Raw genomic sequence first — 22,278 nt, forward strand, 5'->3', positions numbered from 1 at the left:
CTCACAGCTCCTCGATTCGAGCAAAACGCACAAGATCGGCGCCGGAAAGCAGCGAAAGCGCATCCATAAGATAGGTGCGGAACGTTCCCGTGCCATCGGCCTCGGTCATGCGCGCCTCGGCCCGCTGGCCCGCAACGCCCATGTGAACCACGGCGGCCAAGGCCGCCTCGAGCGCTTCCTCGGCGAAGCGTGCCACGTAAGCCCCCGAGATGGCCGACAGCATGCAGCCCGAGCCCGTGATGCGCCCCTGCAGCGGCGTGCCGTTGCTCACCGCGAATGCTCGGTTGGCATCCGCTACGATATCGATGGGGCCGGTAATGGCCACCACGCATCCCGCCTTAGCGGCAAAGTCGCGCGCGAAGGCGGCGGCGCGACGCGCGGCATCCATGTCGGTCACGGCATCCTCGGGATTCACATCCACGCCCTGGGTTGCCGCGGCGGCGCCGGCGATAGCCTTTACTTCGCTCATGTTGCCGCGCACGAGCGTCACCGGCAGCGTATCGAGAAGCTCGCACGCGGTCTTGGTGCGTAGCGCCGAAGCGCCCGCCCCCACCGGATCGAGCACGATTGCATGGCCCAGACTCGCAGCGCGAGCACCCGCCACCTTCATGCCCTCGATGCTACGCGCGTTCAGCGTGCCGATGTTGAGCACCAACGCATCGCAGATGGAGGTGATGTCCTCCACGTCGGCGGGCTCATCGCTCATGATGGGGCTTCCCCCCACGGCGAGCACTGCGTTCGCGCAACCCTCGACGGTCACGTAGTTCGTGATGCAGTGGACAAGCGGGCAGGTTTCGCGCACAGATTGGGCGCAGGCGGAAATAGATGCACTGGTAGACATGTTCTCTCTCCCTTCGTTGGCATTACCCATGTCAGGTTCCGCGGGTCGGTGCGAAGAAGCACCCTCTCAGCCCGCTTCGGCGAGCTCCCCGTATGTGCGCTTGTGATTATAGCCGTTTCGCATGATGTGTTATTGCCCACGCGTAAACCCCTCCGGTCGACGGCATACGAACAGCACGACGCACGCTGGAGAGCCGGGCGGTTTTATCGAAGCATATCGAGCGGCATCGCCGGCAGAAAGACAATCACGTCGCCCTCGAGCACCTCGATGCAAGCGGCACAGCCGGTAAGCTCGTTGGACACGCCAAGCGATGAGTCGCACGGCAGAACGACGTTTTCGACCTCGTACAAAAGCCCCCGCTCCGTCACGCGCGCATCGCCGCCCATAGCGCATACCGACACGACCCCCTCGATCCCGGCAGGTATATCGAGCTTGACGACCAACGGCGACCCCTCGTTCGCAATAGCGGAAGCGCCCCCGCAGCTCTTGCGACAGACGGCATCGGCTTCCTGCTTCTCTGATGCTAATTCCGCATCAAGCGCGTCACCCCTCTCTACGGAGCGTGTCGCGTCTGGAGATTCCCTTGCCTTGTTCTGGCGGGAAGAGAGCGCCACAACCACATATCCCTCACCTATCGCCGCCACATGCATGCCGCAACGAGCGAAATGAACGAGCGTTTGCAGCGTAGCCATGGTCTGATCGAGCCTGCCGCCGAGCGCGCCATATACCGCCGCCGACCGAAAGCCCTCATGATGCGCCCATTCGAGCGCAAGCTCCAAATCGGTCGCATCCTTCATCACGGGATGGCGCTCCACGCGCGGTGCCTCTGGCACATATCCCAGCGAGTCAAAATCGCCCAATGCCACATCGGGCGCCACGCACGCCCTCTCAAGACTTGCAAACCCGCCGTCGGCAGCCACCGTGCATGCGAACAGACCCGCTTCGCGTTCGCGTAAATAATGCTCCGCGTCAAACGATGCGGAGCCGACAATCGCGCAGCAATCCGAAAAGAACATTCTGCCTCCTTAAGCGGCATCTATCCCCAACAATTAGGCTCACCTGGCAGCATGACGTCACGATTACCGGACTCCCAGCTCGGCAGCGCCCGCACAAAAAGGCTGCCGCCAAACCGCCCATAAGACCATCCGGCTGCCAGCTCCGCGCAAGTGAGCATCCAATCGCCGGAGCCAAGCATAGAACGCCCGGTCGCTAGGGCAATACGTGAAGCCCCGTCCGTCCATGTACGAAGCCACTCGGTCGCCAAACCTACGCGCAAAGCCTCCCTGGCGACCATCCAACGTCCCAATCCGGCGCATCGCAATCAGCAAACGCCGATTTGCTGCAGTTTTCGAGGGGTACCCCGAGTACACTGCCGTTAAGCTCCTCGTTTCCCCAGTTCACGGTCTTGCGCCGATTGGGCTACTCGAAGGGGTGCCCGAAAACTGCAGCAAATCGGCGTTTGTTTCACCGTCCCCAGAATCATAGCGAAACACGGCCCAAGCACAAACTGCGGCTTTCGGAAAATTCTTCCACATCGCACTCGAAAAGGTGGAGCCGCAGGAAATGAATGGTACAATATGCCGGCTATGCGGGCCGGACGGTCGCGGGAGGGCGTGCCCTCGTGAGGAAAGTCCGGGCTTCTTGAGGCAGGATGCCGGCTAACGGCCGGGCGGGGAAACCCGACGGATTAGTGCTGAAGAAACTTAAACTCCCACTGGCGCTTGGCGCTTCGGCGCCTCGCGTTAAGAGAAAAGCTGAGAAGGTGCGGTAAGAGCGCACCAGCACGTTGGTAACAGCGTGGCTTAGGTAAACCCCATCCGAAGCAAGGGCGAATAGGCATGCGATACGGCTGAGCCTCTCCGTGCATGCGGGTAGCCTGCTTGAGACGTGCGGCGACGCGCGTCCTAGATAAATGGCCGTCTTAGAAGACAGAACCCGGCTTACAGGCCCGCTACGGCATTAAAAAAGCTCCCCTTTCGGGAGCTTTTCTTTTGGGCATGTGAGGCACGGGGCAAAGCAGCGATAAGCCGCCAGGCACCCAGATGGACAGGATGGTGCCAGGCACCCAGATGGACAGGGTGGCGAGAGCGTTGCGCGATTCGTACGCAAGCCCCGACGCCGTGGCCAGACGGAGACATGGGCATCCGCGGAGCAACCAAGGATCACGGCCAGCCCGACGCCGTAGCTGGATGGGGCATGATAGCTTTGCGGCCCTCATAGAACAATTACGCCGGCTGGCAAGCCGGCGTAATCAAGTTAGTCGATATCACCCAGATCGAAGGCATCCGACGCATCGCCGAAGCCGGAGAGGTCTTTCTCGACCGTCGACGGCTTCACCTGCGCGGGAATGGTGGCGGCGGGCGTCACGGCTGCGGTCACGCCAGCTGAAGGCATAGCGGGCGCGGTGTAGCTCGGAGCCACAGCGCCGGTGGCGCCGGCGGGTGCGGGCTTATGAACCGGTGCCTGCACGGGACTCGCGAAACGGGCATGAGCGCGCTTCTTGCCGTCGCGCTTGGCAAGCTCGTCCTCGATATCGTCGAGCTTCTTGTTGGCATCCTCGATGAACGCCTTCAGAGCCTCGGAGTAGCTCTCGCAGGTCTGCTTATGAGAACGCTCCAGCTCCTCGATTGCATCCTCGATCTTGATGCGCTCGGCGTTGGCGCGGTCGATGATATCCTCGGCATCGGCCTCGGCGTTATCATGGATGCGCTTCGCCTCGGCGTTGGCCGCTTCAACGACCTCCTGCGCGGAGCGCTGCGCGGTCACAAGCGCGTTAGCGATAGCGGAGGCGTCGCTCTTCTGCTCTTCAAGCTGGCGCTCCAGCTCGGCGATGCGGGCGTCCTTCTCGTCATCGGAGATGACAGGCGCAGGCTCGACCTCGGCCTCGTTGGCCTGAGCGGCAAGCTCCTCGGGCGCCGCCGGCTCGGCGAACGCAGCATCCATATCCATGGGCTCGTCATCAAGATAGCCGCCCTGGCCCTCGTACTGGGCGAGGCGGGCAGAAAGCTCATCGATCTCGGCGTTCAGATTGTCGATCTCGGCGGCAACGTGCTCCAGGAACACATCCACCTCGTCGACGTCATAGCCCTTGCGGTCGACCGTAAAGCTCTGATTGTGAATCTCTTCGGAAGTGATAGCCATATCCGCTCCTTATTTCTCGCTGTGCCGACCTAGAGGATGCTCACGATCAGCCGTACTGCAAATTGTAATACAAGCAAAGCGACGATGGGCGAAATGTCGACCATGCCCCCGATGGGCGGAATGAACCGCCTGAACAGGTTAAGGTACGGGTCGCAGAGCTTGCCCAGAATCGTATCGATGTCGCCCACGATGCCGGTTTTCTGCGGAATCCACGACATGAGGACGTACACGAACAGAATCATGCTGTAGACGTCCGCCAGCGTAACGATGAAGTACTGGAGGGCGTACATCCTACATCAGCCCCTGATCGCGCAAACGCGCCGCCTCGCCGTCGGTAAGGCCGATGCCTCGCGTGAGCGCGAACACATGGCCCGATACGCATTCCACGCGCGCATCAAGAGCGCACGCGACGCCAAAGCTGAAATCGAGGATGCGCTTGCCCAGCGCCTCGGGAGTATTGCGCAGCGAAAGCACAGCCACGTCGCCCGACTTGAGAATCTTGGCGATGCGCTCTGCCTCGGCGTAGCTTTCCGGCTTGATAACCGTGAGGATGCGCGTGGCCCGCTGGGTCACGCGGGGCTCCACCACGGGGCTTGCCGCGGGGCCCTGGGCCTCAGGCACCACACTCGATGCGCGAATGGCCCCCGTTTCGCTCGCGGACGCAGCGGCGTGCGCCGGCTGAGAGCTTGTCTCAAACAGGCTGTTCAGACCCGGAGAGCGCTGCTCGTCGGCGCGAAGCGATGCCAGGTCGCGATTGGGACGCGTCGCCTGCGGGTCGTCGGAAGGCGTGTACTGGGTATGGGCGCGCACGTCATCAGCCGTCACCAGCTTAGGCAGCGAAGGCGAAAACGACCCCGTGGAGGCAGGCTCCTGCGCGTAATCGGCGTTGTCGTCGAAAGCGTACTCGCCGAAATCCTCCTGACCGAAGTCGTCATAGGCCGCGGCATCGCGCGCAGATGAACGGCGCGGGCGAGCGGCATGGGCATCGCGAGTGCTGAAGCGATCCTTCAGCTCGTCAAAGCTAGGTATCCTCAAATCCATAACGTCAATCCACCTTATCGTAGTCAACCGGACGCTTAGGCATAGTTTTCGCTGAATATCGCGCGTCCGATACGTACCATGGTAGCGCCTTGGGGTATGGCTTCCCGATAATCGTCGCTCATTCCCATCGAAAGTTCATGGAGGTCCACGTCTTGCATGCCGCGCTCGGCAAGCGCCGCCCCCATCTCATCGCGCAGCTTCGCAAGCCGTTCGAACGTGGCGGAGGCCTTCGCCATATCGCCCTGGGGCGCCATGGTCATCAGGCCGCGCACGCGCACATGGGCAAGCCCCGCACAATGCTCGAGCATGGCAAGCAAGTCCGCGGGAGCGAGGCCCTGCTTGTTCTCTTCGCCATCGTTCACCTCTATGAGCACGTCTTGGACGATGCCCGCCTCCGCCGCCAAGCGCTCGATACGATCGGCGTGGCTCACCTGGCAGAGGGAATGAATCAGGCAGGCGCGCCCCACGACCATGTTGAGCTGGCGCGATTGGATGTTGCCGATGAAGTGCCAGCGCTCATGGGGAAACGCATCATGCTTGCGCGCAAGCTCAGCCGGGCGATTCTCGCCGAAATCATGAACGCCCGCAGCAATCGCCTCCTCGACGGCATCGACATCCACCGTCTTGGAAACACCGATTACGCGCACGGCATCGCGCGGCCTGCCGCACGCCTCGCACGCATCCCCCACCTCGGCGGCAATGCGTTCGTATCTTTCTTTCAACGTCATCGCAGATTCGCCTCTTTCGTTGCATATGCGGCGTTCTTATGCGCCGCGTGAAGTCGTTTTCCCGGGTCGCGAGCCACTATACCGGAGAAGACGCGCGCACCGCGAACGCACCGTGGCGCCCGCAGATGCCGCCGCTTGCTCGATAGGAGAAAAACCTCGTCTGCTCGCATACGGTGCACACCTCGGCGTCCGCAATCCGATCGCCGCTGACTCCGATGGCGCACAGCGAGTCGCGCAGGGCGCGCGCCATATCCACATGTCGGGGGTCGGGCACGCACGCGGGACCGAACTCACGGGCGAACACCTCGCCCACCTCGGGCCCCACCTCGAAGTGGCACGCCCTGATGTGCGGGCCGATATAGACGTTGAGCTCGCAGGCGGAAATCTGGTCAAGCTCGCAGAGCCTGACCACCGCAGCCTCGGCTATGCGCGCGACCACGCCTCGCCATCCGGCGTGCACCACGGCGAAATGTCCCGCAGGCGACACGACGATGACCGGCACGCAATCGGCAAAACATAAAAGCGCCGATACGTCATCACAGGTCACAATCACGCCATCGGCCCCATCCCGCGCCGTCGCATTCACACCGGACGCATCATGACGATCGCGGCACACGACAAGGGTCTTCCCATGGACCTGATGAGGGCGAATGCACACGCTTCCCGATGCGCCGAACGCGTCCATCACGCGCGCCACGTTCTCCTCTACGCAGCCCAGATCGTCATTCACATGCCGGCCTAGGTTGAGCGACGAGAATGCCCCCTCGCTTACGCCCCCCAACCGCTCGGTGAACGCAATGCGCACTCCGCACGCCTCGAACAGGCCTTCGTCGGTCAAAGCGACACATGAGCCGAAACGACCCTCGACAAGCCGAGGAGCCGGCAGCGCGAGGGTCGTTCGTTCGTTCATGGTTTCATCTCCGCACACGGAGCCGCTGTCCTATCGGCGACGCAGGAAATCGGGAATGTACTCCTCGTCGGCGATGCGCGTAGAGGCGGCATTGGCCGACGTGGCCACCGGAGAGGTGGGATGGCTCTGGTTGGAGGTGTAGGTGTCGCGAATCGGAGCGGTGGACGCGAACAGGTCGTTGCGCGCGCTATCGAAATCGATGGTGGACTGCGACGGACGAGAGAAGCCGGTGGCGATGACGGTGATGCGAACCTGGTCGCCCAGAGTCTCGTCGATGATCTGGCCGTAGATGATGTTGGCGTCTTCGTCCACGACGGCCTCCATCGCGCGGGCCGCGGCGTCGACCTCGGCAAGCGTGAGGTCCGGGCCGCCGGCGATGGAGAACAGCACACGGCTGGCGCCCTGGATCTCGGCTTCGAGCAGGTTGGAATTGATGGCCTGGGTGGCGGCGTCGAGCGCGCGGTTCTCGCCCGTGCCAAAGCCGATGCCCATCATGGCCGTGCCCGCGTCCTTCATGACCGCACGGATGTCGGCGAAGTCGAGGTTGATGAGGCCGGGGATGGTGATGAGGTCGGTGACGCCCTGAATGCCCTGGCGCAGGGTATCGTCGGCGATGCGGAACGCGTCGAGCATGGAGGTCTTCTTATCGATGACCTCGAGCAGGCGGTCATTGGGGATGACGATGAGGGTATCGACCTTCTGGCTGAGCAGATCGCAGCCCTGTTCTGCCTGGTTGCGGCGCACGCGGCCCTCGAAGCCGAACGGCTTGGTCACGATGCCAACGGTAAGCGCGCCGATTTCCTCGCGCGCGATCTCGGCCACCACGGGAGCGGCGCCCGTGCCCGTGCCGCCGCCTTCGCCGGCGGTGACGAACACCATATCGGCCTCGGCCAATGCGTCGCGGATCTCGGAGCGGGACTCCTCGGCAGCCTGGCAGCCGATCTCGGGATTGGCGCCGGCGCCCAGGCCGCGCGTCAGTTCCTCGCCGATATGAATGACCTTATCGGCGTTGGACTGGAGCAAAGCCTGCTTGTCGGTGTTGACGGCAATGAACTCCACGCCCTTGAGGCCGGCCTCGACCATGCGGTTGACGGCATTGGTGCCGCCGCCGCCCACGCCTACGACCTTGATGACGGCCAGATGATCTGAACCAATGTTATTAGGCATCGTATCCTCCACACGTGCGTCGTTTATGCTGCGTTTCTCTGCATTCGCATCGGTAGCGTGCAAACTTGCAAACGCTTTCGCGAAGAAAGCATGACAGCAATACTTTACACGAACAGACGCACAATGCAAGGAATTGGGGGGCCGCAGGCTCCCTAGTTTCGCCGAAGTTACAAAAAATTACACCGCTCGCCACGTGGGGCTATCCACCACGCGCACGTTGATGTATGCCACCTCGCCCTGATTGTCAGCGAGCAGTTGAAGGCAGATGCGCTCCTTCTCGCGGATATCCTCGGCCACGCCGAAATCGATCTCGACGTTCGACTCGAGCGTGAGGCGCGTGCTCTCGGCCGACTGGGCCGACACCGAAACCACCTGATCTTTCAGCTCGGTGGTGAGCCCGGTCACGATGTCGAGCGCGTTCACTATCGACTCATCGGTGCAATAGGCTCCGATCTCGGGCGATACGCCCGGCCCCACGTCCTTGATCGAGAACACGTTCTTGGCATCCTCGAAAATCGCGGGGCTCACGCTCGCGGCCGCCTCGGAACCCTCCTCGGGGATCACGCACAGCCACATGCCGTCGGTGGACAGCGCCCACGTCTCGGTGGATGAGCCGTCCTGCGAGGTCACCTCTACCGTCGCACCGATATCGCGCTCGGTCACGGCGAGGTTGAGCGTGTCGGGGAACACGCGCTGTACATCCACGTCGGCCACCCACGCATCGCGCATGATGCTCTCTTTGATCGCGCCCGTGTCAACGCGCAGAAGGGTGGTGTCGCTGGGCACGTTCGCCAGCTGCGTCATCTCGTCGCCCGTCAGGTGCTCCACGCCCGACACCGTGACCTGCTTGATGGAGAACAGGGGCGAAAAGTACGCGCCCACGGCGCCGATCGCCAGCACGGCGATGACCACGAACACGATGATGGCCTTGGTCATGTGGGCGCGATAGGTCTGCTGGGCACGCCTGCGGTGGGTGTCCTGCGCAAGCGAGCCCACCTTCACCGTTGACACGCGAGGCGCAGCGCTGCCCAGATCGCGGCGCTGGGTGTATGCGCGACGGTCGTAGCTCCCCGCACGGGAAGGGCGACCGGCGCTCGAGCGGTAGGAAGATGACGCCTGCCGCCTCGCCTGCGGGCGTTGTCTGCTATTGCGTGAAGCCAAGGAAACGCACCTCCGGGACAAGCTCTATTCCGCAGCGCTCGCGCACCGCATCCTGCGCCGCATGGATGAGCGAGAGCACCTCCACGGCTCGCGCCTGCGACCGGTTGATGATGAAATTGGCGTGCAAATCGGATATCTGGGCTCCGCCGCATGTAGCCCCCTTGAGCCCCGTGCTCTCCACGAGGCGCGCGGCCGACGCTCCCTCGGGGTTGCGAAACACGCTCCCGCACGATGGGTACGACAAGGGCTGCGTCTTGCGGCGGCGCGAGCGAGCCGATTCCATACGAGCGCGGATATCCTCGGCATCCCCCGGCTCGCTCGCCAGCTCGCACTCAAGCACGATCTCGTCGAACGGCAGCGAGCTTTGGCGATACCCCCACTCGATATCGGCGGCATTGTAGCGACGCAGGCCCGCGCCGGGGCGCAGCGTAGTCACCGAAATGACGCGGCTTCCCAGGTAATCGCGGCTCGTGCCGGCATTCATGCGTAGCGCCCCGCCGAGCGTACCGGGCGTGCCCACGGCGAACTCGAAGCCTTCGCGCGCATGGGCGTGCGCCTCGCGCACCACGTGCGACAGGCGACACGACGCGCCCGCCGAAAACGTACCGGTTTCCTCGTTGTACACGCAGGCGGAAAATCCCGATCCAAGCGTAATCACCGCGCCGTCGAACCCATCGTCGGACACGAGCAGGTTGCTCCCCTGCCCCACGGCGACCCACGGCACGCCCAACTCGCGGCACGCGTCCGTCGCGCTCGCCAACGAGGAGAGCGAATCGGCGCGCACCAGGTAGCGCGCAGGGCCTCCGATGCGATACGTTGTATGGCGGCTCATCGGCTCATCGGCAAGGACGATGCCTTCGAAATCGCCGGAAAGAGCACGGGCAAGATCAAGCGTCACGACGCGCATCCTCGCCTTCGCGCAGGATCGACAGCAGAGCCGGGCCGAAGGCGGTCACATCGCCCGCGCCCATCGTGAACACAAGATCGCCCGGGCGCACCAGGCCCGCCATCGCGGCAATGGCCTCGTCTTTCGTGGGGGCGTACACGGCAGATGCCGGCTTTCCGTGCTCCCTGATGGCCTGTACGATCAGATCGCCGCTCACGCCCTCGATGGGCGCCTCTCCGGCGGCGTATACATCCGTCACCACAACGCAGTCTGCCGCATCGAACGCTTCGCCGAACTCGGACGCCAGACTCTGGGTGCGAGAATAGCGGTGCGGCTGGAACAGCACCATAACGCGTGCGAAATCGAGGTCGCGCGCGGCAGCGAGCGTCGCCTTGATCTCGGTAGGATGATGGGCATAATCGTCCACCACGGTGATGCCCGCCTCTTCGCCGCGCAGGTCGAATCTGCGGCGCACGCCTGAGTAGCGCGCAAGCCCCGCGGCGGCGGCCTCCACATCCTCGCCCAATGCGTACATCACGCCCAGCACGCCGGCGGCGTTGAGCGCGTTATGACGGCCGGGATTCTTGGGCAGCTCGCACGAGACCGTGCGCCCGTCGGGGAACGCCACCTCAAACAACGCTGCTACGCCGCGAGTGTGGTAGCCCTCCACACGAATATCGCAATCGGCATCGAACCCGTACGTGAACGAACGCTTGGCTGCCGCACGCGCCAGGCGCACGAGCTCGGGGTCTTCGCCGCACGCCACCACGGCGCCGTCATCGGGCACCGATTCCATAAACTGAGAGAACGTGGCGCGAATCTCATCGATGCCGCCCACGTAATGGTCGAGATGATCGGCCTCCACGTTGGTAACGAGCGCCACATAGGGAGAGAGGTTCAAGAACGAGCCGTCGCTCTCGTCGGCCTCGACCACGTAGTAATCGCCTTTGCCAAAGCCGGCGTTTGACTGGTACGCGTCAACGATGCCGCCCACCACGAACGTAGGCTCAAGGCCCAAGGCATCCACCACGGTGGCGAGCATGGATGACGTCGTCGTCTTGCCGTGCGTGCCCGCGGCGGCCAGCGTCTTCTTGCCTACCCCCAGCTCGGCGAGCATACGAGCGCGCTGCCACACCTCGATGCCCAGCTCGCGCGCGCGAACGACTTCCGGGTTTGTTTCGGGGATGGCGGTGGATACGACCACGATGTCGCAGTCGTCGTGCACGTTGGCCGCATCATGGCCGATATGCACCGTGATGCCCGCCTGCTCCAGCTGCTCGGTATAACGCGACGCCTTCATATCCGAGCCGCTCACGACATAGCCCAAATCGGACGCGACGTGCGCGATACCGCTCATACCCACGCCACCTACGCCGACGAAATGCAAGCGCTTAGTTTCGGCCATCAGTCACTCCTGTCTCTATACGAATGCGCCTCGGCGCCTCCCGGCGTCAAAGCGCAGCACCCGCCTTTGCTCAAGCCTTCCCGAAATACGAAGCGTCCCGTCGGATGAAGCTCATGCGGGATAACGCGCAGCCGCCTATTGTAGCCCAGCGCCATCAGGCGCGGGCGAACCGACACACAACATCCGCCAACGCATGCGCCGCATCCTCGGTCTTGAACGCCGCCGCGTTCGCGCGCATCTCCTCGCGCAACGCCGCATCGGTCGCAAGCGCAATCACCTTGTCCGCGAACTCCTGAGAATCAAGCGCGTCATCAGGCATCATGTAGGCAGCCTTAGCCGCCACGTAAGCGCGGGCGTTGGTGGTCTGGTGGTCGGCCGTGGCAAACGGGAACGGCACCAGAAGCGCCGGAAGCCGCAGCGCCGATATCTCGGCGAGCGACGTGGCCCCCGCGCGCGAAATCACACAGTCCGCCGCCGCGAGCGTCTCCGCCATGCGATCTTGGTACGGCATGATATGCCAGCGCTTGGCCTCCTCATCGGTGAGGGCAAGCCCCTCGAGCGTGGCGTCATACTCCTTGGGACCGGTGATATGTACCACATGAAGGCCTTCGATATCCATCAACCGCTGCTTGAGGGACGAGACGGCCTGGTTGATATGGCGCGCGCCCAGGCTGCCGCCGAACACGAGCAGCATCGTGGCGTCATCGGGAATGCCGAGCATCGCGCGGCCCTCCTCGCGCGTGGCGGAGAGCACCGAGCTGCGCACGGGGTTGCCCGTGACCACCGTCTCGCCGGGGATATCCACGCCTTCGGCGGCCACGCCATAGGTCAGCGCCACCGCGCGAGCGCGTTTGGCAAGAAACTTGTTCGCCATGCCCATGACGGAATTCTGCTCGTGCACCACCACGGGCACGCCGAGCTTCTCCGCCGCCATACCCACGGGGATGGACACATATCCGCCGAAGCCCACAACCGCCGCCGGGTCGAGCTCGCTCATCCAGGAGCGGGCGCGCTTGGCCGAACGGGCGATCTTGATGCTCGAGGTCACAAGCGTCCAGGGGGCCTGGCGATCGAAGCCCGCCGCGTCGAATGCCGTAAACGGTATGCCCGCGAGTTTCACCAAACGCGCCTCGACGCCCTGCGGAGTGCCGGCGAAGTGGACCTCAAAACCTCGCTGCTGCAACACCTCGGCAAGCGCGAGCGCCGGGTTGATGTGGCCGGCGGTGCCTCCGCCCGATAAGACTATCTTTCTCACTCCGCATCATCGCCTTCGGTCGTCGTAGTACGTTCTATCTTTGCCGGTTCCCAGCCGCAAACCTCCGGACCGGGCGCGCGAGGAGGACGCCTTGGCCCCTTCGTCGCGCACAGGACGCCTCTCGCCGCTCGAACTCACAGCGCGAGACGATCGAGAGGCACGCCGATCGCTGCGTCCGCGCGAGGAGCTCTCGAATTCGGAACCGCCCCCGCGCCCGTCGACGTTTCGGCCCGAACCGCGCCCGGACCTGCCGGCACCGCGGTCGACCCCGCTCCCCCTCCTTGAGGAGGAGAGACCCGACGAGGCCCCCGCAAACTCGCGCGCCTCCGCGCGGTGCGCACGCCCGCGACGCGAGACGCGCTCAGATGGCGAATCGTCTACGGGCTCATCACGCTCGACGCGCAGCACGTTGAGGTTGTTGCGGCGCTGCTCGTAGGGCGTGAGTACATTGGAGTTGTAGCTCACCGACATGAGCACGCCCACGATGAGCAACGACGAAATGACCGATGAACCGCCCGACGAAATGAACGGCAACGGCTTTCCCGTGGTGGGAAACAGCCCCGTGGCGCACGCCATGTTCAAAAACGCCTGGCCTACCAGCATAACCGTCAAGCCGCCCGCAAGAATCTTGCCGAAATCATCGGGTGCCTTGGCGGCAATGCGCAGACCGGCGTAGAGGAACGCGATGAAAAGCAGGATGACGGCCAGCGCGCCAATCATCCCCAACTCCTCGCCTATGATGGAGAAGATGAAGTCGGTCTCGGCCTCGGGCAGATAGAGGAACTTCTCGCGCGAATTGCCCAGCCCCACGCCGAAGATGCCGCCCTGCGAGAACGCATAGTAGGAGTGGATCAGCTGAAAGCCCGTGCCGTAGCCGCCCTCGCCGTCGTCCCACGGATTGAGCCACACCCTCACGCGATCGGCGCGGTAGCCCGTGCTCATGGCAACGACGGCCACCACCGCCAATATCAGCACGATAGGGACGAGAACCCTGAGCGGCACTTCGCCCAGCCATGCAACGGCGAGCACGCCCATGAAGATGATGATGGCCGAACCCATATCCGACTGCGTCTCGTACAAAAACGCAAGCGGGATCAGCACCAGGACGAAGCCCCACACGAGCGCCTGCTTGAGATTCATCGCGCCCTCGTTGAAATCGCACAGGATACGCGCCGCCCCGATGACCAAGATGATCTTGGCGAACTCGGTGGGCTGAAGGCTGAAGGGGCCGATATAGATCCAGCGCTGGGCGCCCAGGGCTTCGGTACCCACCAGCAGCACCGCCACCAAGAGCGCGCACGCGAGCCCCCAGAACACATAGAACACCGGACCCGACCGCCAAATATGGTACGGCATGAAGCGCGCCACAAGAAACGCCCCGAACGCGCCCGCGAGCACGAACGCAGCCTGCTTGCCAACGTAGGAAAACACGCTTTCCTCGTTGGAAATAGCCTCGACGGTAGATGCGGAGAACACCATCACGAGCCCGATGAGCACCAGCAGAATCACCGACACCATGAGCACGACGCGCGGCAGCATGATGTCGGCGGGCACTCCGCGAGCATCCGCCTGGGCCCTCGCCGCCTTCTCGGCGGATCGAGCATCGTTGTTATGGATCAGGGTAAACGCCAAAACAGCCGCCTAGCGCTGGGCGCGTTGCGCGCGAAACGCCACGAGATGCTTGAACACGCGCCCGCGATGCTCGAACGAATCGAACTCGTCGAACGAGGAGCATGCCGGAGAAAGCACCACCGTGTCGCCCGGCTGCGCGATTGCGATGGCCGCATCAAGCGCGTCCTCCATATGGGCCGCCTGGATGTGCTCAAGCGCGCTTCCCTCGAACGCCTTCATGAAGCGCTCGCCGGCCGCGCCAAAGCACACCACGGCGCGGCACGTATCCTGCGCCGCTTCGACAAGCTCGCCAAGATCTGTGCCCTTATCGTGACCGCCCAGCAAAAACACCGCGCGACCATGGGGATACGCCGAAAGCGCCTTGAGCGTGGCGTCGACGTTGGTTGCCTTGGAGTCGTTCACGAACGTCACGCCGTCGATCTGACCGCACGGCTCCAAGCGGTGCTCAAGCGGCCTGAACGAACGCAGGCCCTCACGCACAGCATCGACCCCGGCCCCCGCCTCCATGGCGGCCGCAACCGCACAGAGCGCGTTGATCACGTTATGATCGCCCTTGATGGCGAGCCCGTCGCGGTGCACGAGCGAGAACTCCTCCCCGCCCCGGCGAACCGTAAGGATGCCGTTTTTGCAGAACGCGGCCCAAGCGGCGCCCGAATCCTCGAGCGATACCTCACACACGCGCGCGCCCGTCTCCCTTATCTGGGGAAGCACCTCCTGCACGCCCGCATCGTCCACGTTCACGATCGCCAGACATGACGCGTCCATGTTCGCGAACACACTCGCCTTGGCCTGAGCGTAATTCTCGTAAGTCATGTGCCAATACAGGTGATCGGGCGTGATGTTGAGCAGCACCGCGGCACGAGGCGCGAAATGAACGCACGAAGCCAGCTGGAACGAGCTCGTCTCGGCCACGTATACGTCGCTTTTGCCCTGCGCCACCGCCTCGATGCAGGTGTTGCCGATATTGCCGACGGCCTCCACACGCGCAGATGCCGCCTCGAGGATGTGAGTCGTGAGCGACGTCGTGGTGGTCTTGCCGTTGGTGCCCGTGATGGCAAGCCAGCATGAATCCTGCGCGCTTTCGCGCCAGGCGAACTCCACCTCGCTGATAACCTCGTCGCTCGCCGCGGCGGCATTTTCATAGAAGCGCGAGAACTGCGAGATGCCGGGGCTCGCAATGCAGAGATCGTAGTGCCCCTCGAAGGTGTACAGGTCGAAATACACCTTCGCGCCGCGCGACTCGCAGTACTGCGCGAACTCGAGCGCGCCTTGCGTCTGCTCGCCCGCTGCAATGGTGAGGCTCTTCACGTCCTCGCCCAGATGGCGCGATTCCAGGCAGTAGCGCGCCGCAGCACGGCCGCTTTTACCCAAGCCCAAAATGAGCACGTCGCCCAACGATTTCGCCGCCCTCTTGCGGCCCTCGATCATCTCACCAGTCATAGCAACCTCCTACCGCGGAGAACACACTTTCCCACCAAGGCGCACCTTTAATGCAGCCGGCTCGCAGCGGGGCGCCTTGGGTGCGGATGGGGTCCGCGCAGTTCCGCATGATAAACAGGCCAGTGGCCTGTTTAGTCCCCGCCTTCCGCGCCCGAGAGGGCGCCCCGTGGCTTTCGCGCGAGCAGGACTGCCCGGGTACGGACCCTTCCGCGCCTAGGGCGCCCCATCTCGCGAGAGGGTCGATTCCCCCTACCCCGTTACGAGCGGCTGCACGAACCACAGCACGAAGCCGAAAGCTGCCAGCACGCCCGACACGATCCAAAAACGAATGACTACCTTCGTCTCGCTCCAGCCCTTCTTTTCGAAGTGATGGTGCAAAGGCGCCATCAGGAACAGGCGCTTCTTGGTGCGCTTGTAGTAGGCCACCTGCAGCATGACCGAGATGGCCTCGGCCACGAACAGGCCGCCGATAATGATGGAGAAGACCTCGGTTTTGGTCACAATGGCCGCGCAGCCCAGCGCGGTGCCCAGCGCGAGCGACCCGGTGTCGCCCATAAAGATGTCTGCGGGATAGGTGTTGAACCAGAGGAAGCCAACGCATGCGCCGGCGATGGTGGCGCCGAACACCGCCATCGGCAGCATGTCGCAGCGGTAGGCGATGGCTGCCATCACCAGCATAACCACCATGACCGTGCCCGCCGCCAAGCCGTCGAGTCCGTCGGTCAGGTTGACGGCATTGCTCATGCCCATGAGAAGAATGTTGCAAAAGATGAGGTAGAGCCACGGAATGCTGAAACCGTCCTCCATGCCGGGAATGGCGATCCACGTTTGGAGGATGCCCAAATCAAGCGTGCACAAGAACGGAATCTCCACCACGGGCTCTATGTCGGCGAAGTTCACCACGGCGAGAATGAACGCGCTCGAAATCAAGAACTGACCGATGAGCTTGCCCTTAGGGGTCAGGCCGAGCGAGCGTTCATGGATGACCTTGGATGCATCGTCGAACAGGCCGAGCGCGCCGGTGAGGAGCGTGGCAAGAATGGCCGCCACGAACCCAAACGAAGGAGGCACCACCAAAAGCACCGTGACGAGAATGGCGATCAGCATGATCACGCCGCCCATCGTGGGCGTGCCCTGCTTGACAAGATGGCTCTGAGGGCCGTCAGCGCGTACCTGCTGGCCGATATGGGTGCGCGTGAGGAGTTTGATCCAGGCCGGCATCAGAATCATCGTGATGGCCGCGGCAACCACAAACCCCAAAAACACGAGAAACGTCGGATACGACGAGAAAAAGCTGCTTATCATGCGCCGACAATCCCTTCAACAACGCGGTCAAGCCCCATGAAATGGGACGCCTTAACCAATACGATATCGCCTTCGGACAACACAGGTGCCACCGCTTCGACCGCCGCCGAAGCATCGGGCACGCTCACCACGCGGTCTGCCGCCATGCCTCCATCACGAGCCCCCTGGGCAATGCGCGCGGCGAGCTCGCCTACGCACACGAGCAGATCGACCCCGGCTAGCGCCGCGGCGCGACCCGCATCATAGTGGCCCGCGTCGGACGCCTGGCCCAATTCGCCCATATCGCCCAGCACCGCGATCTTCTTGCCGGACGCCTTATACGCGGCGAGCATCTCGAGCGATGCCTTCATGCTCGCCGGGCTCGCGTTGTACGCGTCGTCGAACACAAGCGCGCCGCACGCCGCACGTTTGAGCTGCGCACGCCCCGCTTCGGCCTCAGCGCCCTCGAGCGCCGAGGCGACCTCGTCCAAACTCATGCCGCAGGCAAGGCCCACTGCAGCGGCAGCGCAGGCGTTGTCCACGTTATGAACGCCGCGCAACCCCAGCGTGAGGCGCACGGATGCGCCCTTCGCATGCAGGGTGAAACGGGGGTGGCTTTCCTCGTCAAGCTCGACGTCGGTCGCATACACATCGGCGCGGGGATCTTGCCCGCCGAACAGCGTCACGGCTATGCCACGCTCCTCAGTGCGGGCATGCGCGCGGATGAAATCCGTGAATTCGCCCTGAGCCCGCAAAAACGCCGTGCCGCCCTGCGGCAGCGCCTCGATGAGCTCGGCTTTGGCGCGGGCGATGTTCTCACGCGTGCCCAGATATTCCAGATGCGACACGCCCACATTGGTGATGACGCCCATATCGGGACGCGCGGTCTTGCAGATGCGCGCAATCTCGCCGGCGTGGTCCATGCCCATCTCCACCACGAGCATCTCGCAGTCTTCGGGAGTGGTGAGCACCGTATAGGGCGCGCCGAGCTGATTATTGTAGTTGCCCTTGGTGGCATGCGTGCGATACCTGGCCGAAAGCACCTGGCGCACGAGCCCCTTCGTGGTGGTCTTTCCCACCGAACCCGTAATGCCCACCACTGTCGCGCCGAGCGTCTCGCGCCACGCGCGAGCAAGGGCTATCACGGCCTCTTCGCCGTCGCGAACCGCCACGATAGCCGCACCCGTCTCCTTGGCGCGTGCAACTTCGTCCTCGCGAGGGGCGCGGCTCATAAGCACCACCGCGGCTCCCGAGTCCATGGCCGAGACGGCGTAATCGTTGCCGTCTACGCGCTCGCCCACGATGGCCACATAGGCCCACCCTGGCTCAATCGAGCGGGAATCCCAGCTCAAGCCACATATCTGAGCGCGAGCATCGAGAGGGGCAACCAATAGGTCGCCCCCTGTGATGCCCGGTATGTCTTGTATCGAAAACTTCATCGCGTGCCTTCTTGCGTTTACTCCCATGCCCCGCAGGGCATCCAAGATCAATCCTGAACGATGCCGTAGCGATCGATGGCATCCGCCATTATATCGTGAAACACCTCAGTGGTATTTCGCTCGTAGGGCACCTCGTTCACGCCCACAAAGCATACCAACGGAAGCGACGCATCCGGCAAAAATCCCGTGAAATCCAGATTCCAGGAGCCGCTGACGTAGCCGCCGTTCTCCTCGTCGGCGTATTCTGCCGTGCCCGTTTTGCCCGCAACGGTATAGCCGTCGATGGCGGCGCCAGTGCCCGTGCCGTCGGTCACCACGGTCTCCAGCATGCTGATCATGGTGGGAATGGCGTCGGTGTTCTCGATGATCTGCTTGGTCTCATACGTAGGAGTCTCGCCGGTCTGGGGCTTCGAAATAAGCAGGTGCGGGGTGCATGCAACGCCGTTGTTGGCGATGGCGCCGTAGAAGCGCACCATCTGCAGCGGCGTAACCGAAACGCCCTGGCCGAACGTCAGGTTGTACTTCGCGATGGTAGACCACGACTCCACGTCGGGCGCCAGGTAGCCCCCCGCCTCGCCCGGGTAATCGACGCCGGTGGTCTCGTTCAGCCCGTACGTCAGGATCTTGTCATAAAGCGGACCGAAGCCCAGATAGTCGCGCACTGCAAGCGAAATGCCTACGTTGGAAGACTGGTTGATGATTTCACGGAAGGTGAACACCGCGTCGGCGCGCTTATGGGAGTCGGACACGGTGTAGCCGTCCTCCGCCTCGAGGTATGCCGGGCAATCGATTTTCACGTCGGGCGTGATGTCGGTGCTCTCCAAAAGTGCCATAGCCGACACGGTTTTGAAGATGGAGCCGGGCTCGAAGGCGTAGGTTACGGCTTTGATGGAGTCGGCGCCCTCATCGATCTTCGACGTATCGGAAGGATTGAGGAACGGAGTCGACGCCATCGCCAAGATCTCGCCCGAGGAGGCGTCCATCAGCACGGCGGAGCCATCGGTGCCCCCGATCTCGTCCACGCCCTGCTCAAGGCGGTCTTCAAGATCTTTCTGCATATCGATGTCGATAGAGATCACAATATCCTGACCGTCCACCGCAGGCTCATCCACCTCGGTGCCGTCGGGAATGGGAATGCTGTCGCCGTTCTTGTCAACTCCGCCCGTTTGGAACACGCGCTCGCCCGGCGTGCCCGAAAGAATATCGTCGTAATACAGCTCCAGGCCCGTGAGGCCGTTGCCGTCGACATCCACCAGGCCCACGATCTGGCCCGCCGTCTCCCCATAGGGATACACGCGCTTGGTATCGTCGAGGAAATAGACGCCGGTAAGCCCCTTGGCACGAAGCGCATCGGCGTCCTCCACGTCGGCCTGACGCTTCACGTACACGAACGTGGTGTCTTGCGTGAGGTAATCCGTGTAGTCCTCGGCGTCTCCCCCCAGCGTTTCGGCAAGAGCGGAGGCGGTGCCGCTCACATCGGTGATTTCTTTGGGGTTCACATAGACCGTCGTCGCCTCCACGCTCGTTGCAAGCACGTTGCCGTTGCGGTCGTAGATGGTGCCGCGGCGCGCGGGGATGTCGATGCTCAGCGTACGCGACGCCGCCGCAGCCTCGCTGTATTCGGGCGCCTTGATGATCTGGAGATACACAAGACGGCCCGCCCAAACCAGGGCGAGCCCCAGGAAGATGACGAGAAGCCACCATATTCTGCTAGAAGGAAGACCCGGCCCCTTGGGAGCCGCATTGCCGTTGTGAGCCGCACGCATGGGCGACGCCTAACCTGCGTTCTCGATAGCGCTAAGGCTGCCGGAAAGCGAGAGGTTGCCCTGGGCGTCAGTTGCCACTACGTCGGGCTCAAGCGTGACCACGGTGGTCTCGGAAGGAGCCGCCATGCCGAGACCCGTCGCCTCGAGCTTGATGTGCGTCGAATTGGACAGCTGGCTCTGCATGACCTCAAGATCGTTGCCGGTGGTACGCGCCGATTCGATTTGGCTGGAGAGCTCGCTCGTGGCGATGGAAGTGTTCACGCTCATCGCGGAAAGGCCCACGCGCACGCACGCGATTGCGGCAATGACAATAGCGACGGCCACCACCACGCGCGCGATGGTCATGATAGATGCGGGAAGCTCTACTACCTCAGAGCGGCTGCGGTGCCCGGGAATAACGCCAAATTCGGGCTCGGATTCAGGGCGATACGCCGGAGCGGCGCTTCCATAGAGATACGCGGAGCGGGAAGATCCGGCATAGGCACGGCCTGCGGCACGGGAGGTGTCCGACCGGGAAGCACGGTAGGAACGTTCGTTTTTCATACCGGCCTCCTTTCTGTGTTGATGTTGCGTTTCGGTCGGTCGTCTTACGGGAGGCTCGGCTTCCCGTAGTTATTGCTTTAGCTTCTGCGCCACACGCAGCTTTGCGCTGCGGGCGCGAGGGTTGCGCTCCACTTCTTCCGACGTGGGAAGAATGGGCTTGCGCGTAACCACCTTGAGCACCGGATGCGCATTGCACACGCAAATCGGCAAATCAGGAGGACACGTGCACGTGCGCGCATGCTCCGCGAAGGTTTCCTTCACGATGCGATCCTCCAGCGAGTGATAGCTGATCACCAAAATGCGCCCGCCGGGGTTGAGCCACCTAACAGCGGCATCGAGCCCACGCCTGAGCACGTCGAGTTCTCCGTTCACCTCAATGCGCAAGGCCTGGAAGGTGCGCTTTGCCGGGTGGCCTCCTGCGCGACGCGCCGAGGCAGGAATGGCGGCCTTGATGATGTCCACCAGCTCGCCCGTCCTCTCGATGGGCTTACACTCCCGCGCTTCGACGATGAACTGGGCGATTCTGCTCGCCCACCGCTCGTCGGAATTCTCGCGGATGATCCGGGTGAGCTCTGCTGCGTCTAGGGTGTTGATGAGCTCTGCTGCGGTTATGGTCTGTTTGCCCGGAGACATCCTCATGTCAAGCGGAGCGTCCTCCTTAAAGGAGAAGCCACGCTGCGGGAGGTCGATCTGCGGCGAGGACATTCCCAAGTCGAACAAAAATACATCCACCCCGGGAATCTCGGCCTGCAAGAGCAGCTCGTCCATGTCGCCGAAGTTGCCGCGGAGGAGCTCAATCCTGGGTGGTGTGTTTAAGTTGAGGGATTCCAGGCGAGCCCCCGCGGCCGCAAGGGCCATATCATCCTGGTCGATGCCGATCAGGATGCCGTCAGGTCCCAGCATTTTGGCTACTTCGGACGAATGTCCTGCCCCGCCGAGCGTTGCGTCCACGAACGTGTGCTGCGATGTAAGGTGTGATTGTTCGAGGCACTCGGCGAGCAGAACAGGTATATGTCGGTATTGGTTTGTCATGAACACTCCTCGCCAGGTTTATCCGAACAGCAATGCGTCGAGATCGATGCTGCTCTGGTATTCCTCCCAGCGCTGCGTGTCCCACACCTCGATGTGGTTGGTGTTGCCGATTAGCGTAACGTCCTTATCGATGCCCACCTTTTCGCGCTGCTCCTTTGACAGGGTGATGCGCCCCGCAGCGTCGATGGTGCCCGGCATGGATAGCGAGTTAAGCGCAAGCTCGAGCTTTACGTGAGCAGGTTCATTGGGGTCGTATCCGCCGCGCTTTTCGAACAGCGAATCCTTCCACTTCTTGAACTCCTCGTGCGTATACACCAAAAGCTTGCCCGCTTTGGCGTTGCTCAGCACAACCATCTCGGTGCCTTCCGGCAGAGACTTGCGAAATTGGGCAGGCAGAGACAGACGTCCCTTGGCGTCAACCTTATAGCGGTATTGGCCGAAGAGGTCGTCCAACCCCTGGCTCCTTCCTTTCCCACATCTCAACCGGTGACGCCATTATATCCCACTTTCTCCCACCAAATAGGAAAAATCCCCCACTTTCAATCTCCCATTGCCCCACCCTGTCCTAAATCGCGCCAAAACGATGCCGCTGTTTCCATATCCGGCG

The 22,278-nt window shown here is 62.9% G+C and carries 20 protein-coding genes, 1 other RNA gene and 1 riboswitch; of the genes, 1 reads left to right on the plus strand and 20 read right to left on the minus strand.

What is annotated here, in order from left to right:
• Position 1 precedes the first annotated feature (1 nt).
• The gene (gene thiM / locus DMP06_RS02380; RefSeq protein ID WP_123208148.1) at positions 2 to 841 is read right to left on the minus strand and encodes a hydroxyethylthiazole kinase; all 840 of its coding nucleotides are present in this window, start codon (positions 839 to 841) and stop codon (positions 2 to 4) included.
• Positions 832 to 942: riboswitch (TPP riboswitch) on the minus strand. Its footprint overlaps the gene before it by 10 nt.
• Before the next feature lie 102 nt (positions 943 to 1,044).
• On the minus strand, positions 1,045 to 1,857 hold the full coding sequence (locus tag DMP06_RS02385; RefSeq protein ID WP_123208149.1) for a thiamine diphosphokinase: 813 nt from the start codon (positions 1,855 to 1,857) through the stop codon (positions 1,045 to 1,047).
• Between the two features lie 569 nt (positions 1,858 to 2,426).
• Here DMP06_RS02385 and rnpB point away from each other — a divergent pair.
• Positions 2,427 to 2,799: RNase P RNA component class A (gene rnpB / locus DMP06_RS02390), an RNA gene on the plus strand.
• Positions 2,800 to 3,097: 298 nt separating this feature from the next.
• On the opposite strand, the gene DMP06_RS02395 is transcribed toward rnpB, so the two are convergent.
• The 18 genes from DMP06_RS02395 to DMP06_RS02480 form a co-directional block, all read right to left on the minus strand.
• Entirely contained in the window at positions 3,098 to 3,982 is an 885-nt protein-coding gene (locus DMP06_RS02395; protein WP_123208150.1) for a DivIVA domain-containing protein, read from the minus strand.
• Positions 3,983 to 4,011: 29 nt separating this feature from the next.
• Positions 4,012 to 4,272, minus strand: coding sequence for a YggT family protein (locus DMP06_RS02400; protein ID WP_123208151.1), 261 nt, complete (start codon positions 4,270 to 4,272; stop codon positions 4,012 to 4,014).
• Position 4,273: 1 nt separating this feature from the next.
• The gene (sepF, locus tag DMP06_RS02405) at positions 4,274 to 5,023 is read right to left on the minus strand and encodes a cell division protein SepF (RefSeq protein ID WP_123208152.1); all 750 of its coding nucleotides are present in this window, start codon (positions 5,021 to 5,023) and stop codon (positions 4,274 to 4,276) included.
• Between the two features lie 35 nt (positions 5,024 to 5,058).
• Positions 5,059 to 5,751 (minus strand): YggS family pyridoxal phosphate-dependent enzyme, encoded by a 693-nt coding sequence (locus tag DMP06_RS02410; RefSeq protein ID WP_123208153.1) that lies wholly within the window; start codon positions 5,749 to 5,751, stop codon positions 5,059 to 5,061.
• A gap of 76 nt (positions 5,752 to 5,827) precedes the next feature.
• Complete coding sequence (locus tag DMP06_RS02415; protein WP_123208237.1) at positions 5,828 to 6,661, minus strand: purine nucleoside phosphorylase YfiH/LACC1 family protein; 834 nt, start codon at positions 6,659 to 6,661, stop codon at positions 5,828 to 5,830.
• Positions 6,662 to 6,691: 30 nt separating this feature from the next.
• Positions 6,692 to 7,828 carry a cell division protein FtsZ gene (gene ftsZ / locus DMP06_RS02420; protein WP_123208238.1) on the minus strand — a complete coding sequence of 379 codons (1,137 nt, stop codon included), beginning with the start codon at positions 7,826 to 7,828 and terminating at the stop codon, positions 6,692 to 6,694.
• Positions 7,829 to 8,005: 177 nt separating this feature from the next.
• The gene (locus DMP06_RS02425; RefSeq protein WP_123208154.1) at positions 8,006 to 8,989 is read right to left on the minus strand and encodes a cell division protein FtsQ/DivIB; all 984 of its coding nucleotides are present in this window, start codon (positions 8,987 to 8,989) and stop codon (positions 8,006 to 8,008) included.
• Positions 8,973 to 9,887 carry a UDP-N-acetylmuramate dehydrogenase gene (gene murB, locus DMP06_RS02430; RefSeq protein WP_245962336.1) on the minus strand — a complete coding sequence of 305 codons (915 nt, stop codon included), beginning with the start codon at positions 9,885 to 9,887 and terminating at the stop codon, positions 8,973 to 8,975. Before murB ends, DMP06_RS02425 begins: the two co-directional genes overlap by 17 nt.
• Complete coding sequence (murC, locus tag DMP06_RS02435; RefSeq protein ID WP_123208156.1) at positions 9,877 to 11,280, minus strand: UDP-N-acetylmuramate--L-alanine ligase; 1,404 nt, start codon at positions 11,278 to 11,280, stop codon at positions 9,877 to 9,879. The genes murB and murC overlap by 11 nt, the downstream gene beginning before the upstream one ends.
• 154 nt (positions 11,281 to 11,434) lie before the next feature.
• Complete coding sequence (gene murG / locus DMP06_RS02440; protein WP_123208157.1) at positions 11,435 to 12,535, minus strand: undecaprenyldiphospho-muramoylpentapeptide beta-N-acetylglucosaminyltransferase; 1,101 nt, start codon at positions 12,533 to 12,535, stop codon at positions 11,435 to 11,437.
• A 6-nt stretch (positions 12,536 to 12,541) separates the two neighbouring features.
• The gene (locus tag DMP06_RS02445) at positions 12,542 to 14,167 is read right to left on the minus strand and encodes an FtsW/RodA/SpoVE family cell cycle protein (RefSeq protein ID WP_245962337.1); all 1,626 of its coding nucleotides are present in this window, start codon (positions 14,165 to 14,167) and stop codon (positions 12,542 to 12,544) included.
• 9 nt (positions 14,168 to 14,176) lie between these two features.
• A complete protein-coding gene (gene murD / locus DMP06_RS02450; protein WP_123208158.1) occupies positions 14,177 to 15,607 on the minus strand; it encodes a UDP-N-acetylmuramoyl-L-alanine--D-glutamate ligase in 1,431 nt (476 codons plus the stop codon).
• Between the two features lie 249 nt (positions 15,608 to 15,856).
• On the minus strand, positions 15,857 to 16,912 hold the full coding sequence (gene mraY / locus DMP06_RS02455; RefSeq protein WP_123208159.1) for a phospho-N-acetylmuramoyl-pentapeptide-transferase: 1,056 nt from the start codon (positions 16,910 to 16,912) through the stop codon (positions 15,857 to 15,859).
• The gene (locus DMP06_RS02460) at positions 16,909 to 18,330 is read right to left on the minus strand and encodes a UDP-N-acetylmuramoyl-tripeptide--D-alanyl-D-alanine ligase (protein WP_123208160.1); all 1,422 of its coding nucleotides are present in this window, start codon (positions 18,328 to 18,330) and stop codon (positions 16,909 to 16,911) included. The genes mraY and DMP06_RS02460 overlap by 4 nt, the downstream gene beginning before the upstream one ends.
• Positions 18,331 to 18,377: 47 nt before the next feature.
• Positions 18,378 to 20,096 (minus strand): peptidoglycan D,D-transpeptidase FtsI family protein, encoded by a 1,719-nt coding sequence (locus DMP06_RS02465; protein WP_123208161.1) that lies wholly within the window; start codon positions 20,094 to 20,096, stop codon positions 18,378 to 18,380.
• Positions 20,097 to 20,105: 9 nt separating this feature from the next.
• Positions 20,106 to 20,639 carry a cell division protein FtsL gene (locus tag DMP06_RS02470; protein ID WP_123208162.1) on the minus strand — a complete coding sequence of 178 codons (534 nt, stop codon included), beginning with the start codon at positions 20,637 to 20,639 and terminating at the stop codon, positions 20,106 to 20,108.
• Between the two features lie 69 nt (positions 20,640 to 20,708).
• On the minus strand, positions 20,709 to 21,671 hold the full coding sequence (gene rsmH, locus DMP06_RS02475) for a 16S rRNA (cytosine(1402)-N(4))-methyltransferase RsmH (protein WP_123208163.1): 963 nt from the start codon (positions 21,669 to 21,671) through the stop codon (positions 20,709 to 20,711).
• Positions 21,672 to 21,689: 18 nt separating this feature from the next.
• Positions 21,690 to 22,124, minus strand: coding sequence for a division/cell wall cluster transcriptional repressor MraZ (locus tag DMP06_RS02480; RefSeq protein ID WP_123208164.1), 435 nt, complete (start codon positions 22,122 to 22,124; stop codon positions 21,690 to 21,692).
• Positions 22,125 to 22,278: the final 154 nt, after the last annotated feature.

Source organism: Slackia equolifaciens (assembly GCF_003725995.1).
Classification (GTDB): domain Bacteria; phylum Actinomycetota; class Coriobacteriia; order Coriobacteriales; family Eggerthellaceae; genus Slackia; species Slackia equolifaciens.

Excerpts from the sequence above, each read along its gene's own strand:
- thiM (WP_123208148.1), bottom strand. The coding sequence starts at position 841 with ATGTCTACCAGTGCATCTATTTCCGCCTGCGCCCAATCTGTGCGCGAA.
- DMP06_RS02385 (WP_123208149.1), bottom strand. The coding sequence starts at position 1,857 with ATGTTCTTTTCGGATTGCTGCGCGATTGTCGGCTCCGCATCGTTTGAC.
- DMP06_RS02395 (WP_123208150.1), bottom strand. The coding sequence starts at position 3,982 with ATGGCTATCACTTCCGAAGAGATTCACAATCAGAGCTTTACGGTCGAC.
- DMP06_RS02400 (WP_123208151.1), bottom strand. The coding sequence starts at position 4,272 with ATGTACGCCCTCCAGTACTTCATCGTTACGCTGGCGGACGTCTACAGC.
- sepF (WP_123208152.1), bottom strand. The coding sequence starts at position 5,023 with ATGGATTTGAGGATACCTAGCTTTGACGAGCTGAAGGATCGCTTCAGC.
- DMP06_RS02410 (WP_123208153.1), bottom strand. The coding sequence starts at position 5,751 with ATGACGTTGAAAGAAAGATACGAACGCATTGCCGCCGAGGTGGGGGAT.
- DMP06_RS02415 (WP_123208237.1), bottom strand. The coding sequence starts at position 6,661 with ATGAACGAACGAACGACCCTCGCGCTGCCGGCTCCTCGGCTTGTCGAG.
- ftsZ (WP_123208238.1), bottom strand. The coding sequence starts at position 7,828 with ATGCCTAATAACATTGGTTCAGATCATCTGGCCGTCATCAAGGTCGTA.
- murC (WP_123208156.1), bottom strand. The coding sequence starts at position 11,280 with ATGGCCGAAACTAAGCGCTTGCATTTCGTCGGCGTAGGTGGCGTGGGT.
- murD (WP_123208158.1), bottom strand. The coding sequence starts at position 15,607 with ATGACTGGTGAGATGATCGAGGGCCGCAAGAGGGCGGCGAAATCGTTG.
- mraY (WP_123208159.1), bottom strand. The coding sequence starts at position 16,912 with ATGATAAGCAGCTTTTTCTCGTCGTATCCGACGTTTCTCGTGTTTTTG.
- DMP06_RS02460 (WP_123208160.1), bottom strand. The coding sequence starts at position 18,330 with ATGAAGTTTTCGATACAAGACATACCGGGCATCACAGGGGGCGACCTA.
- DMP06_RS02465 (WP_123208161.1), bottom strand. The coding sequence starts at position 20,096 with ATGCGTGCGGCTCACAACGGCAATGCGGCTCCCAAGGGGCCGGGTCTT.
- DMP06_RS02470 (WP_123208162.1), bottom strand. The coding sequence starts at position 20,639 with ATGAAAAACGAACGTTCCTACCGTGCTTCCCGGTCGGACACCTCCCGT.
- rsmH (WP_123208163.1), bottom strand. The coding sequence starts at position 21,671 with ATGACAAACCAATACCGACATATACCTGTTCTGCTCGCCGAGTGCCTC.